This window comes from Sphingomonas sp. Marseille-Q8236 (assembly GCF_965112005.1).
In genome coordinates, this window is record NZ_CBCOPO010000004.1 from 41,832 (window position 1) to 56,242 (window position 14,411).

General features: G+C 65.1%; 10 protein-coding genes and 4 pseudogenes. 10 read left to right on the forward strand and 4 right to left on the reverse strand.

The window, feature by feature from the left end:
• Positions 1 to 14: 14 nt before the first annotated feature.
• From ACWPWT_RS20655 to ACWPWT_RS20680, 6 genes are all read left to right on the forward strand, one after another.
• A complete protein-coding gene (locus tag ACWPWT_RS20655) occupies positions 15 to 380 on the forward strand; it encodes a hypothetical protein (protein ID WP_285139562.1) in 366 nt (121 codons plus the stop codon).
• A gap of 344 nt (positions 381 to 724) precedes the next feature.
• Entirely contained in the window at positions 725 to 1,042 is a 318-nt protein-coding gene (locus ACWPWT_RS20660) for a hypothetical protein (protein WP_116463041.1), read from the forward strand.
• Complete coding sequence (locus tag ACWPWT_RS20665; protein WP_115381515.1) at positions 1,039 to 1,851, forward strand: hypothetical protein; 813 nt, start codon at positions 1,039 to 1,041, stop codon at positions 1,849 to 1,851. Before ACWPWT_RS20660 ends, ACWPWT_RS20665 begins: the two co-directional genes overlap by 4 nt.
• Complete coding sequence (gene mobF, locus ACWPWT_RS20670; protein ID WP_285139557.1) at positions 1,848 to 4,841, forward strand: MobF family relaxase; 2,994 nt, start codon at positions 1,848 to 1,850, stop codon at positions 4,839 to 4,841. The genes ACWPWT_RS20665 and mobF overlap by 4 nt, the downstream gene beginning before the upstream one ends.
• Positions 4,842 to 4,994: 153 nt before the next feature.
• Positions 4,995 to 6,221, forward strand: coding sequence for a Fic family protein (locus ACWPWT_RS20675; RefSeq protein WP_285139556.1), 1,227 nt, complete (start codon positions 4,995 to 4,997; stop codon positions 6,219 to 6,221).
• 76 nt (positions 6,222 to 6,297) lie between these two features.
• On the forward strand, positions 6,298 to 6,705 hold the full coding sequence (locus ACWPWT_RS20680) for a hypothetical protein (protein ID WP_285139555.1): 408 nt from the start codon (positions 6,298 to 6,300) through the stop codon (positions 6,703 to 6,705).
• Here the strand turns inward: ACWPWT_RS20680 and ACWPWT_RS20685 are convergent.
• Together ACWPWT_RS20685 and istB are read right to left on the reverse strand one after the other, a co-directional pair.
• Entirely contained in the window at positions 6,690 to 6,992 is a 303-nt protein-coding gene (locus ACWPWT_RS20685) for a hypothetical protein (protein ID WP_454281086.1), read from the reverse strand. The two genes, ACWPWT_RS20680 and ACWPWT_RS20685, sit on opposite strands and share 16 nt — an antisense overlap.
• Before the next feature lie 28 nt (positions 6,993 to 7,020).
• Positions 7,021 to 7,587 (reverse strand): annotated as a pseudogene (istB, locus tag ACWPWT_RS20690) (IS21-like element helper ATPase IstB); the annotation flags it as partial.
• A gap of 58 nt (positions 7,588 to 7,645) precedes the next feature.
• On the opposite strand from istB, the pseudogene ACWPWT_RS20695 reads away from it, so the two are divergent.
• Positions 7,646 to 8,659, forward strand: a pseudogene (locus ACWPWT_RS20695) (IS256 family transposase); the annotation flags it as partial.
• Positions 8,660 to 8,753: 94 nt separating this feature from the next.
• Here the strand turns inward: ACWPWT_RS20695 and ACWPWT_RS20700 are convergent.
• A complete protein-coding gene (locus ACWPWT_RS20700) occupies positions 8,754 to 9,965 on the reverse strand; it encodes an IS110 family RNA-guided transposase (RefSeq protein ID WP_248006229.1) in 1,212 nt (403 codons plus the stop codon).
• A 92-nt stretch (positions 9,966 to 10,057) separates the two neighbouring features.
• Positions 10,058 to 11,401 (reverse strand): IS1182 family transposase, encoded by a 1,344-nt coding sequence (locus tag ACWPWT_RS20705; RefSeq protein WP_047867256.1) that lies wholly within the window; start codon positions 11,399 to 11,401, stop codon positions 10,058 to 10,060.
• Positions 11,402 to 11,722: 321 nt separating this feature from the next.
• On the opposite strand from ACWPWT_RS20705, the pseudogene ACWPWT_RS20710 reads away from it, so the two are divergent.
• From ACWPWT_RS20710 to ACWPWT_RS20720, 3 genes and pseudogenes are all read left to right on the forward strand, one after another.
• Positions 11,723 to 11,932, forward strand: a pseudogene (locus ACWPWT_RS20710) (transposase); the annotation flags it as partial.
• 42 nt (positions 11,933 to 11,974) lie between these two features.
• Positions 11,975 to 12,937: pseudogene (locus ACWPWT_RS20715) on the forward strand (Tn3 family transposase); the annotation flags it as partial.
• Positions 12,938 to 12,975: 38 nt separating this feature from the next.
• Entirely contained in the window at positions 12,976 to 14,091 is a 1,116-nt protein-coding gene (locus ACWPWT_RS20720) for an IS110 family RNA-guided transposase (RefSeq protein ID WP_285139443.1), read from the forward strand.
• The last annotated feature ends 320 nt before the right edge of the window (positions 14,092 to 14,411 follow it).

The following is a 14,411-nucleotide window of genomic DNA, read 5'->3' on the forward strand; positions in this document are numbered from 1 at the left end:
TCCGTGTCCTGATAATGCACAGGGGCCTTGGTATCTCGGGCTGGTTCACTGCGCACGGAACCCTCTACCATGAGGAGGGTCGCAGGCTCGACGAAATCACGCCGGAGGACTGGTTCAATCTCGTCGCTCATGCCGATGCGATCGACTTCTTTACGCGGCCCGACCCGGCGTTGCCGGCAGCCGACGCCCGCATCTTCCACCTCACCATCACCGCCGGCGAGCGGTCGCGCGAGCTGGCGATCAACGACCCGTTCGAAGCGCCGGAGTTGGCCTTGCTCATCCGGTTAGCGCGCCGCGCCATGCGGGATCGATTGGTGCAAAGGGTTGAAGCGATGGACGGGGAGACCCTCGCGGCCTTACGGGCAGTCTCGACAAGGTGAGCCGGTACTGATCCGACTGGCCGGCTTGTACGCCGGCCTGGTTGCCCCGCCGGACGCCGGATCAGCCCCGACCAGCCGAACAGCAGCAACATCCAGCGACCTGAGAAGTAGGGTTAGGGGGCACACCCGATGCACCCCGAAGGGGTGCAGAAAAGGGCAGATTTGCGTCGTTCCGGCCGCATGGTCCTATGCGGATACTGCGCCCGGACCATCTGGTCCGTCCTGGTCCACAGAGCGGATAGGGCAAGGAAACCCGCAGTTTTTGCTTGCGCTGCTCTGCACTTCCTCCTTGCGCGCTCCGTAGGCGCAATGCACACTCGCTACCGGGCAGAAGGGGTGTCCGCATGGCGCGCGTACCGATCACGGTGTACCTGCAACCCGACCAGCTCGCCGGCATTGAGCGCCGCGCGGGCCAGGTCGGCAAGACGCGCAGCGCCTGGGTAGCGGACACGCTGGTGCGCTCACTCGAAGACGAGCTGCTGCCGCTGGACGAGATCCTTCTCGACCAGCTGACCAAGGTCCGTGCCGGCCTGGAGGTCGTCGCGGAAGCGCAGGTCGGGCGTGGCCCCGACAGCAAGAAGGGTCTTGCCGAGTTGCGGCAACGACGGGCCGAGCTGGCGACCCGCATGCTGGCCGAAGCGCGTTCGAGACTGCGGCGATGACCGACGCTGGTCGCAGGCGCATCGACGTCTCGAGTGACGTCCACAGCCGGCTGGACGCCGAGTCCAAGCGGCGCAACATCCCCATCCGTGATCTCGTGGAACAGGCGGTCACCACCATGTTCGACAGGGAGGCCCAAGCGGCCTTGTCCGTGCGTCAACAGCGCGAGCGCCGCCATGCCGATCGGATGGAGGAACAGACCGCTCAAATCGGCGAGGTTACCCGTCGCGTCTCGGCCCTGATCGCCCAACAATCGAAGGACCTACCCGGCGCCTTGAACGCAGGTTTCGACGCGATCAAGACCACCATCAAGGAGACCGGCGGGACCGGACATCTCCGCGATTTGATCGCGAAGTTCCAGACCGACTTCACGGTCCTGTTCAAGGAAGCGCAGGGTGCTCTCGCCGTCTCCGTTGGCAATGTCACTAAAGCCGTCGAGGAGCAGGCAAAGGGCTTCGGAAAGCAGCTCGACCGGATTGAGAAGCGTCAGTCGGATACGCGTACAAAGCTTGGCGTAGGTGCCGCCCTTGGCATCGCCGGACTTGTTCTGATCTGTCTGCTGTTCGCCAATACCGCACCTACCCGCTGGCTCTCAATTCGTCTCCTGGGTGAAAGTGACGCGGTACCTGCGGCATGGAGCTTGGCAGGCGATGGGCGCACGACTGGCGAGCTCATGGCGGAGACAAAAGGCCTTCTCGCCAGTGACACATTTCGGGTCCGGTACGCCGAGTGCGCGGCCCATGCTAAGCGCATGAAGAAGCCGTTTCCCTGCCGGCTCACCTTTCCGCCTCTGGAAAGCAAGACGCCGTGACCGTTCGCCCAAACTCGATCGCCGGCGGCGGGGATGCGGCGAGCTATTACGCGGCCGACAACTACTACACCGGCGAGCAGGCGGGACCGTCCGAATGGGGCGGGGGAGGGGCCGAGGAACTCGGTCTGTCCGGCACCGTGGATGCCGGAACATTCTCCGAGGTGCTGGACGGCAAACTGCCCAACGGGGCCGTCATTGCAAGAGGCGGCAACGGCGAGCGAGCGCCGGGTTTCGAGCTGACGTTCAGCGCGCCGAAGTCAGTGTCGCTGGTCGCCTTGATCGGACGCGATGAGCGGGTCATGCCGGCATTTGCCGAAGCTATTCGGAGCACCATGGCGTGGGCCGAGGAGCGGTTCGGGGAGGTGCGGTCAGGCAAGGCCGGCGCGGTGATCGAGCCCGGTCGCCTAGTGTACGCGATCTTTCACCATGACCTGAGCCGAAAGCTCGATCCGCAGGCACATGCCCATGTCGTCGTGGCGAACGCCGCGCAACGCGGCGACGGCCGCTGGGTCGCCCTGCACAATCCGGCCCTGTGGAAGCACTCTAGCACCATCGGTGCCGTCTTCCACGCCGACTTCCGTGCCCGGTTGGAGCAGCTCGGCTACCGGACCGAGATCACCGGCAAGCACGGCCAATTCGAGATCAGCGGTATACCGCGTGCCGCAATCGATGCGTTTAGCGCCCGGCGCGAACAGATCCTCAGCCGGGCGGCTGAGCTCGGCGCCTCCGGCCCCAAGGCGATGGAGACGATCGCGGTCAGTACCCGCGATGCCAAACAGGCGGGCGATGCCACGGTTGCCCGCGCCATGTGGGCCGAGAAGGCCGAGGTACATGGTGCCGCCATCTCCGCCGTCGTGGACGCCGCGCGAGGAGTCGAGCGGCCGCGGTCGGTATTGAGCACTGTGCGTGCCTGGGGTGCCGCTTTGCTCGAGCGCATCACCCATGCCTTCGGACCACGACCCGAGCCGCTGCTCCACGGCACGGATGCGGTGCGCCGGAGCGGCGAACTGGCGAGCGGCTACGCGGTCGCGGCCGGCGTTCGGCACCTCGGCGAGCGAGAAGCGAGCTTCACCTACGCGGACCTGCTGAAGAGCAGCCTCGATCTGGCCGAGAAGGGCGCGACGGTGCGCGGTATCGAGGCGCGCATCGAGCGGCTGCGCGAGGCGGGTGTCCTCATCTCGGGGCCGCGTGGCAGCCTGCACGCAGACCGGCTCACGACCCGCGACATGCTGGTGACGGAAAAGGCGCTGGTTGCGGCCGCGCATGGCGGGGTGGGGCAGGGGACACCCATCCTCGATGCGGCCTCGGTCGACACCGCACTCGACCGCGCGGCCGATCGGCGCGAGGTCACACTTTCCGCTGAACAGCGCGTTGCGGCGCACGCCATGCTGTCCGGCACCAACCGCATCCAGGTCGTCCAAGGCGATGCCGGCACCGGCAAGTCGTTCCTCTTCGAACTCGTACGGGAGATTGGCGCGGAAGTAGGGGCGCGGATGCTGGTACTGGTCCCGCAGAACAAGTTGTTGGATGACCTGACCGGACGGGGGCTGGAGGTGCGCTCGCTCGCATCCGTGCTGAAGGAGCATGGTAGCCGCGCCGGCCCGGCCAAGCCGAACGAGCAACTTTCGGCGCTGATGAAGGGCAAGGTTGTGGTGCTGGAGGAGACCTCCATGGTGTCCTCGCGTCAGCTTGCCGGGCTGTTCGAGGTCGCCCGGAACGGCGACGTCGCCAAGTTGGTCTTGGTAGGCGATGTGAAGCAAATCCCGGCGGTTGAGGCGGGGCGACCCTTCGCGCTGCTGCAGGAGGCGGGAGCTCCGACGGTGCGGCTCACCGAGAACCGGCGCCAAAAGACCGATGTGCTCCGTGATGCCGCTTCCCTTGCGCGCGAGGGCAGGGTCGTTGCCGCCTTCGAACGGCTCGCGGACAAGGTGCAGGAGAGCGCTCATCCGGCGGGAGCGGCCGTCGTCGAGTATCTGAAGCTTTTGCCCGAGGAGCGCGACCGCACCGCCTTGCTCACCTCAGGCCACGTCCTGCGCGAAGCCGTGCTGGAAACGGTCAGGGCCGAGCTGCTTGCTCAGGGCAAGCTTGGCGAGGATGCCGTGAGCCTGCGCAGCTGGGATACGCTGAACCTTACCCGTGAGGAGCTGCGCCAGATCCGGCACTGGGCTGAGGGTATGCGGCTCGACATCTATCGCCACCAGTCAGGGCTTGTGCCGGGATCCTACGAGGTTGGCTTGATCGATCGGGCGAGCGGTATGCTCGAGCTCGCCCGTGACGGTCACACCGGGCTCTTCGATCCCAAGAGCCTCCGATCGGGGGGGGAGGGGGCCGCGCTCTCCGTTCCCGGCGAGATCGAGGTGCGCGAGGGTGATCGCCTGGTCTTTACGGTCAGCGACCTGAAGCGTGGGATGTCGAACGGTGCCGCAGTGACCCTTACTGCGATCGATGGCGACACGCTCCACCTGTCCGGCCGTGACCGGAATCATGTGATCGGGCCCGACGACCCGATGCGCGAGCGGCTTGGCCATGGCGCCGTGATCAACATGCACCGTGCGCAAGGGATGACGGTCGATCGCGCGATCACGGTGATGGACAGCCGCGACAGGCTGCTCAACAGCGAGAGCCTCTACTACGTGCTCCAGACCCGCGCGCGCGAGGACGTGTCGCTGCACACCGACGACAAGAAAGCACTCGCTAGCGCGATCGAAGCGCATCGTGGTGACGTTCCGCACGCAAGCGACGTGGCACCCGAGCTCTCACTTTCCGGCAGGGAGCGGTTCGATCCAGCCACGGGCGAGCTGCCCCGACTGGACGATCCAGGCGCAAGCGATCGTCGCCAGCTGGACGCAATGAGCGCCGCCCTCCGATCCATTGGCAGCGAGCCTACCAAACCAGCCCCGGAGGCTATCCGGCAAGCGCCGGTTCCCGTGAAAGAGCTGATAAAGGAGCCCGAGATCGAAATCGACCACGATTACGACTTCGACATGTGAGGGATCGCAAGGCGATATGGGCGGGCGGATCAGCTTTGTTCTTTTCAATGTTCACTGATTTGCCGGCCTCCAAACCGGACATTGTAGCGGCCCGGTATCACGTGCATAGGACAACGTTAGCAAGGCAAGAGAGTGATCTAGAGGCTGCGGGACATGGCCAAAGAACCGGACATCCAGGCGGTCGCCGACCGGGGCGAGGGCATCGGGGCCATGCAGCCCATGAAGATAGGGGAGGGCGGTTCACGATACCGTGAAGCCGTCGATCTCGCGCTCGAACTGACCGCCAAATCTGCCGCGTTCCGCAGCAGCCTGCCACCCGCCATGCGGATGGGGCTCGCCGACCTCGTCCGGGCGATGAACTGCTACTACAGCAACCTGATCGAGGGGCATGACACTCATCCCGTCGACATCGAACGGGCGCTGAAGAACGATTTCAGCGCCGACCCGGCCAAGCGTGACCTCCAGTTGGAAGCGACCGCGCACATCGCAGTCCAGGGCTGGATTGATGGGGGAGGGCTGGGGGGCCGCGCGACGAGCGTGGAGGGCCTGCGTGAGGTCCATCGGCGCTTCTGCGAGCATCTGCCCGAGTCGATGCTCTGGATCGAACCGGTCGACGGCGGCGAGCGCGTTCCGGTCGAGCCCGGTGCCTTGCGGACCCGCGATGTCCGGGTCGGGCAGCACATTGCGATTAGTCCCGGGGCCGTGCCGCGCTTCCTCGAGCACTTCGCCTGGGCGTATCAGAAGCGCGGCGCAACCGACGCCATCGTATCGCTGGCGGCCGCGCACCACCGGTTCGCTTGGATCCATCCGTTTCTCGACGGCAACGGTCGGGTCGCCCGCCTCATGTCGCATGCCATGCTGCTCGATGCGCTCGACACGGGCGGCGTGTGGTCGATCGCGCGCGGCCTCGGCCGCAACGTGCAGGCCTACAAGCGACACCTTGCCGCCTGCGACCTGGCCCGCCGCAACGACCTCGATGGGAGGGGCACGCTGAGCGAGGAGGAGCTGGCGAGCTTCACAACCTTCTTCCTCAAAACCTGCATCGACCAGGTCGACTTCATGGCCGGCTTGGTCGAGCCCGAGCAGCTGCGCAGTCGCATCCGGCGCTGGGCGGCCGAAGAGACGGATCGGGGAAGGCTGCCGGCCAAGGCCATCCAGGTGATCGACGCAGCGTTGTACCGAGGCGAGCTCCCGCGTGGCGAGGTGGAGAGCATCGTCGGCACCGGCGAACGCCAGGCGCGCCGGGTCACCTCGGCGCTGACGAGCCTCGGCGTGCTGACGGCCGACAGCTCCCGGGCACCTCTCCAGATCGCCTTTCCAGCCAAGCTGGCGGGGAGCTGGATGCCGGGGTTGTTTCCGGACGCGGGAAGCCGGCGTTAGCCGCCCGAGCGATCGGCGGTGTGGCGCAAGGCGTAAGGTGATATGGTCCTGGGACCGCGCCAGTGCGGACCAACGTATGGAGGCAGCCTTTCCGTTCTTTAGCCGCACCGACTTTCAAGGTCAGCCCAGCAGCCGCGCCTACCGGCCCTACAAGGCGTTCGAGGCCGTTCTCGACCGTCTTCTCGGCGAGCAGGTGAGAGCGGACGGCGCGTGCGGCGTCGACCTCTGGTGCGCGCTCACCAACACTCGTTGGTTCGGGCCGGATGGAGTGGAGGTCTCCTACGGCTTTCGGCGGGCCGGTCATGCCGTGGCTTGGGTGCGCGAGGAGGGGGACGACCTCACCTGGTATTGCAGCGGCGAGCCGGGGCAGGTCGCGCAGTGGATTGAGGAGGTGCTCGCGGGAGCTGGATGGTCGTGGAGGCGCTTGGTGCCGGACGCCGCAGACACCCGTGAGGTGCCCGACGACAGTCAGCGCCTGCCATAGAGTTCGGGATGCTGCTCGACGAACGAACGGCGGACCTCACGCAGCCGAACGGCTTCCGGTGTTCTCGCTTCCCAGGCAGCCACGGCATGCAGCAGATCATCGTCGCGGCCGAGCACCGCGTCCGCATGGTTGACGATTACGATGTCAATCGGCGTCCAAAAAGGACCCCCTATCGGCGTCCAAAAGGGACCCCGTTTGTCAAGCGGTGTGACGGGTATGGCGGGCGTGCCGTTCGTGCTGGTTGCGGCGTAGGGCGGGCGTAGCCCGACCGGAGGCGCAACCAGCACGAAGCGTTCTCTGCCGGTGCCCCAGGCTTCAGCTTCGATGTTTGAAGCGCCAGCTGTCGTTGCCGGTTTCGACGATGTCGCAATGGTGGGTAATGCGGTCGAGCAGCGCGGTGGTCATCTTGGGGTCGCCAAAGACGGTCGGCCACTCACCAAAGGCCAGGTTGGTGGTGACGATGACCGAGGTCTTCTCGTAGAGCTTGCTGACGAGGTGGAAGAGCAGTTGACCGCCCGAGCGTGCAAACGGCAGGTAGCCAAGCTCGTCGAGCACCACGAGATCGAGGCGCGAAAGCTGGGCCGCCAGCGTGCCGGCCTTGCCGAGGCGCGTTTCCTCCTCGAGCCGGTTCACCAGGTCCACTGTGTTGAAGTAGCGTCCGCGGGCGCCGGCTCGTACCACATTGGCAGTGATGGCGGTGGCGAGATGCGTCTTGCCGGTACCCGTTCCACCGACCAGCACGACGTTGCGTTGGCCCGGAAGAAACGAGCCGCTGTACAGCGAGCGCACCAGTCCCTCGTTGATGGGAGTGTCGCCGAAGACGAAGGCGTCTAGGTCCTTCACCGCGGGTAACCTGGCGGCCGACATCCGGTAACGGACCGAGGGACTGTCAGGAATTTTGTGCGGGAGGCCATAGGATGGAATGGAAGGGACCATCGATATGGCAATCGACAAGGACGTTTTGGACCAGCTTCTGGCTGGTCGTGACCCGCAGGAGCTGTTTGCAAAGGACGGTCTGCTCGACGAGCTGAAGAAGGCGTTGTCGGAGCGGATGCTGTCGGCTGAGCTCGACGATCATCTGGAAAGCGAAGGCGCCGCAGGCACCATCAACCGGCGCAACGGGTCATCGAGGAAGACGATGCTGACGGGCACGTCGAAGGTGACGCTGGACGTGCCACGCGACCGGGCGGGGACGTTCGACCCGAAGCTCATCGCCAAATACCAGCGCCGTTTCCCCGACTTCGACGACAAGATCGTCTCGATGTACGCGCGCGGGATGACGGTGCGCGAAATCCGCGGGCACCTCGAGGAGCTGTACGGGATCGGCGTCTCGCCGGACCTGATCTCGACCGTCACCGATGCGGTGCTGGAGGCGGTTGCCGAATGGCAGGGTCGGCCGCTCGACGCCTGCTATCCGCTGGTGTTTTTCGACGCGATCCGGGTGAAGATCCGCGACGAAGGGTTCGTCCGCAACAAGGCGGTCTACATCGCGCTGGGCATTCAGCCGGACGGGACCAAGGAGGTGCTCGGCATCTGGATCGAGCAGACCGAGGGGGCCAAATTCTGGCTGCGCGTTATGAACGAGCTCAGGAACCGCGGCGTCGCCGACATCCTGATCGCCGTCGTCGACGGCCTGAAGGGGTTCCCGGAGGCGATCAACGCTGTCTTCCCCGAGGCCATCGTCCAGACCTGCATCGTCCATCTGATCCGCAACAGCATGAGCTTTGCGTCCTGGAAGGAGCGCAAGTTCATCGCCCAGGCGTTGCGCGGCGTCTACCGTGCCGAGACGCCCGAGGCCGGCATGGCTGCGCTGGAGGCGTTCGAGGCAGGCCCCTGGGGCCAGAAACACCCGGCCATCGCCATAAGCTGGCGGCGACACTGGGACCAGGTGATCCCGTTCTTCGCCTTTCCCGAGGGCGTCCGCCGGATCATCTACACTACGGATGAGATCGACAAGACCTCCAGGCGAAAAATGTGCTATGGATCTCCTGCGCGGGCGACTCCGTGGCGAAGAGCGGAACATCGGATGCAGGTTCCACCAGGCCGCCTCATGACAGTCCTTCCGGTTTGGAGCGTCCGCGCACCTTCGGCCTGGTCTTCCATTGTGCAACGAAGTGCTCGTAGGCCTGCTCGGCGTGTCGAGCGACATCCATTTCCTGATCTCGAAGCGCCTTGACGTTGTAGGCATGTGCCGGACCTGGCTTGTTGCCCTTCTTCTGAGGTTGGCCTGAGCGCAGTTCCATAGCGCGTCGTTTCGTCGCGACCAGCGCTGGACGTGCCCACCGGTAATCGGTCTGCTTGGTCAACAGATGCCAGCAGAGCACGGTGAGCTTGCGGGCGAGCGCGACAGCGGCGATCTGGTGCCCACGTTTCGCCCTGATCCGCACGAAGAAGGCATGCAGCGGACCCGGCGCTTTTGCCGCCGCCCAAGCCGCTTCGACCAGCATCGCACGTGCGTGGCTGCGTCCGGATTTGCTGATGCGGCCGTGATGAGCCGCGCCAAGACCGGACTGGCGTACCCGCGGGTTGAGGCCGAAATAGCTCACGAGCTTCTGGGGGCTCGCGAAGCGCCTGATGTCGCCGATCGCAGCGACAAGCCCGGTCGCGACCGTCAGATTGACGCCCGTGATCGAAATCAGCCGCGCGACGTCAGCGTCATCGAGCGCCTCGCCGGCGATTTCCTTGTCGAGGGCGGCGAGGTCTTCGCCCATCCGGTCCAGCTCGCGGACATGACGCTCGATCGCGACCCGCTCGTCATCGGGTACCGGCTGTCGTTCGAGCCAGCCACGCCCGACCTTGCTGAACAGGTCGGCGTGCGGACAGAGCGGGATCAGATGCGCATGCAGGATGGCGTGCACCTCGTTCTTGATCCGCGTCCGGTGCCGCACGATCTGATACCGGCGCGCAACGAGCCGCCGCTTGCGCTCCGTCGCGGCATCAGGCGTCCAGATCTCCGGCAGATAGCCGGCCGCATACAAGCTCGCCAAGGTGCCTGCGTCGACCTTGTCGGTCTTTACATGCGCATGCGCGATCGCCTTCACCTGGACCGGATTGGCAATCACCACCCGAGCCACGAACGGCGACAGCACACGGGACACCGCCATGCAGTTGCCAGTCGCCTCGATCACGACCTCGTCGGTCGCCTGCAGCTTTTTGCAAAACCCCTCCAGCCCCGTTCTGGTCATATCGACCCGACCCGCGTGCCGAAGCTTTCCGTCTTCCCAAATCACCACCTCGCCAAACGTTCGGTGGATGTCCATTCCAACAACCCGTCGAGACCGTTGAAAAAGGCTTGCGCGAAATCGGCGTGGCGGATGGCTGGTGACGCCGGCCACCGGGGATACGCCGCGTATCAGGCCGCCGCGGCCTGCCGGGCGAGCAACTGAAGGTTGTATGCCGCGGCAGCCATGGTGAACTCCTCGGCGGCTCCTGACAGGCCCCGCAGCTTGAGCGTTCGTAGCCCCAGGTTGCGTTTCAGATGGCCGAACACGCGCTCGATCCGCTGTCTTCGACGCCGTGCGTGCACATAGGCGTCGGTGCCGGCAAGGGCGCGCACGGTATCGCGGGCTTCCTCGCTGACGAGCCGGGTGACACCCCGCTTCGGACCGATGGTGCATTGCGGCTTCAGCTCGCAGGCGGCGCAATCGGCCGGCCGGCTTCGGTAGACGCGCACCTGCTTGGTCCGGTTGGTGCCGCAATAGCCGAGCAGCTTGTCCGCCGGACAGCGGTAGGCATCCGCTTCCCGGTCGTAGCGGAAGGCATCCCGGGTGAAGAAGGCGTCCCGCTGGCGGGTCCGGTCGATGACCGGGATGTATGGCGTGATGTTCCGGTCGATCAGCCAGCGGAGCAGCGGACCGCTACCATACGCCTTGTCGGCCGAGAGACTGGCGGGTTCGATGCCCAGCCTGGTGCCGGCGCGTGACACCAGCGTCCGGGTCGCCGCCACCTCGGCTGCGAAGCGGGCGGGCGTGGCCTCCACGTCGAGGATGCAGTCGGTGTCGAGGTCAAGCAGGGGGTTGATGGCGTATGCGTATCGCGCCGGTCCGTGCTTGCAGGTGAGCGCCGCCTGCGGGTCGGTCGGCGATATGCTGGTCGGATCGACGGGCGCCGGTTCGTCGGGGCCCGGCGGCAACGCGGCATCGAGCGCCGCCAGGTATTCGGCGACGGGTCGCGATATGCTTTCCCTGCCACGAAGCTCGTCTGCGGCGTCGGCCCCCTTCAGCTTCTTCTCGCGGCTGGCGTCGGCCATGATCGTGCTGCCGTCCACCGCCACGTCGCGCCCCGCCACTAGCCCGGCCACGGCGCATCGTGCGACCACCTGCTCGAACAGCAGGCGATGCAGGTCGCAGGTGCGGAAGCGGCCGTGCCGGTTCTTGGAGAAGGTGGAGTGGTCGGGCACCCGGTCGGCCAGATCAAGCCGGCAGAACCAACGATAGGCGAGGTTGAGGTGCACCTCCTCGCACAAACGCCGTTCCGAGCGGATGCCGAACAGATAGCCAACCAGCAGCATCCTGAGCATCAGCTCCGGGTCGATCGAGGGTCGCCCACTCGCGCTGTAGCTCGACGCCAGTGCCTCGCGCACGAAGCCGAAGTCCAACACGCCGTCGATGCGTCGGAGCAGGTGGTCAACCGGCACATGCTCATCAAGCCGGAAGCCGTAGAACAGCGCGCCCTGTGCCACCTGCCGTCCCATCATGTCCGTGATCCCTTGCCGTCTGCCAAGAGTGAATCACGCCTCCATCGCCGTCGCAAGCACGCGTTTTTCAACAGTCTCCGTCGCATTGGTTCCTCCTGTCAGCACAATGACGGGAGCGGCGGGCGACACGACACCTACGGATCCGCGCTCTCGGCGCAACCGGGCGAGTCGCAGAGGCGGCCAGCTACTAACTCGAGCTCGAAGCTCATCCTATACATCGGCCTGCCCGCACATTCGTGCTCCCGGTGCCTCTGTCCCGGATGGTCGCACCATACGCCACAACTCGCGAGTCGCAGCAGGAACATTGGCACCGGCATCCTCATACCGGTTACGAACGCCATCGAGGCCCTGAATTCGAAGGTTCGCCGTGCCGTCCGTACCCGCGGCCATTTCCCCGGTGACGATGCCGCGATGAAGCTGTTATATCTCGTGCTCAATCACGCGGCGGACGAATGGAAGCGCCCACCGCGCGAATGGGGTGAGGCCAAAAGTCAGTTCGCCGTAATCTTCGGTGAGCGCTTCGTCATCTAATGACGGTAACCGGCCTCTCGCACAAAATTCCTGACAGTCCCCCTGCCCATGGCCGCCTTCTGGGGACAAGGGCAATCGGCATCCAGCGACGGGCAGTTCTTCCTTGCTACCGAGCAGGGCGAGGCGATGAATCTGATCAACGCGAAATATGGCAACGTCCCGGGCCTCAAGGGATACAGCCATGTGTCCGATCAATATGCGCCGTTCGCAACCCAGGTGATCCCGGCAACGGTCAGCGAGGCTCCCTATATCCTGGACGGGCTGCTCATGAATGACGCGGGCCGCCGCGTTCGCCAGCATTTTGCCGACACGGGCGGCTTCACCGATCATGTGTTCGCCGCCTGCGCCTTGCTCGGCTACAGGTTCGCCCCCCGTATCCGCGATCTCCCTCAGAAAAGACTCTATGCCTTCACGCCCAACGCGACGCCGGCCAATGTGCGAGCGCTGGTCGGAGGTAAGATCAATGAACCGCTCATCGAGCGCAACTGGCCCGACATCCTGCGCATCATGGCGACGATCGCAGCGGGGATCGTCGCCCCCAGCCAGATTCTTCGCAAGCTCGCCTCTTACCCGCGCCAGAATGAGCTGGCCCTCGCATTGCGAGAGGTGGGCCGCATCGAGCGAACCCTGTTCATGATCGACTGGATTCTTGATGCCGGCCTCCAGCGCCAGGCTCAGATCGGCCTCAACAAGGGTGAGGCCCACCACGCCCTAAAGCGCGCCATCAGCTTCCACCGCCGAGGTGAAATCCGGGATCGATCCGGCGAAGGCCAGCACTATCGCATCGCCGGAATGAACCTGCTCGCCGCCATCATCATATTCTGGAACACCATGAAGCTCGGCGAGGTCGTCAATACCCGGGCCGCCAGCGGTACCCATATCGCGCCTGATCTACTCGCCCACGTCTCGCCGTTGGGATGGGAACACATCAATCTAACCGGGGAATATCGCTGGCCCAAATCCTTAGACCCCATGACTGCCGGAGCCTCGGAGGCTCGAATCTGAGATGCTGATGATGGATTTGTCAGCAGCGGAGACGAGTCATGACGGAGGCAGTGAAATACGTTGGTCTGGACGTTCATAAGGAAACCATCGCGGTCGCGGTTGCCGATGGGGAACGCGGAGGCGAGGTACGTTTCGTCGGCACGGTCGCCAACGAGGACGATGCGATCAGGAAGCTGGTCAAGCGGCTGACGGGACCGGGTGTGACGTTGAACGTCTGCTACGAAGCGGGACCCTGTGGGTATGGCTTGCATCGGCTGCTGTCGAAGCTGGGACAGAATTGCATCGTCATCGCCCCCTCGATGATGCCGCGACGCCCGGGCGACCATGTTAAGACGGACCGGCGTGACGCGATGACCCTGGCGCGGCTGCTACGCGCCGGCGAACTCACCGCGATCTGGGTGCCGGACGAAGCGCACGAGGCGGTACGCGATCTCATCCGCGCGCGACGCAGCGCGCAGGACGATGCCATCGGGGCCAAGCAGACGGTGCGCAGCTTCCTGTTGCGGCATGATCGTCGTTTTGGCGGCAAGGCGGCTTGGACGAAAATGTACTGGCGGTGGTTGTCCGAGCAGCGGTTTGAGTTTCCCCACCAGCAGCTGGCATTCGAGGAAATGCAGAAGCGGGTGCTGGAGGTCCAGGCACGGGTCGCGCGCCTGGAGGCGGCGCTGGCTGAAGCGGTGGATGCGTGGTGTTTTGCGCCGCTGGTCCGCAATCTGCAGGTCCTGCGCGGTATCAGGCTGGTCAGTGCCGCAACGCTGGTCGCCGAGGTGGGCGACCTCACCCGCTTCGACAATCCCAAGCAACTGATGGCGTATGTCGGCCTGGTGCCGTCCGAGCACTCCAGCGGTGCCAAGACCAAGCGGGGCCGGATTACCCGCGCGGGCAACGCGCAAGCACGGACGATGTTGATCGAGGCGGGCTGGTCGTATCGGCTGCCCGCTCGCGAGGAGCGACGCTACCGTGAACGGGTCATCGACTTGCCCGAGGACATCCAAGCGATCGGGTGGAAGGCGCAGGTTCGCCTGTGCCAGCGCTACCGTCGCCTGGCGGCCACCGGAAAGCCCCAGCCCAAGGTGACCACCGCGATCGCGCGTGAATTGGTCGGCTATGCCTGGGACATCGCCCGTCGAGTGTCGCCAGCGATAGCCGGCTGATCCACACAGAACAATTCCAGGAGGAGGCGCCAGGGCACCAACTGCATAGCCTTGGCCGGCGTGCCGCGGGCACCCGACTGTGATGGGCAATCCACGGTGTACGGTGGGGCAGGTTCGTCCGACGCCCGAACTTAGACGGAGGATAGGCCCAGCGACGGATACGGGTAGTGCGGTAACCAACCCGCGGATGAGAGCATGATCAATCGTCGTCGATCAGGCGTCCGCGGCACACCCGCCAAGGTCAATGCGAACGCTGGTCTTGCGGCCAGCGACAAGGTAAACTCGGCCAGCGTCTCGGATGGCAGTCATGAGAGCGTACG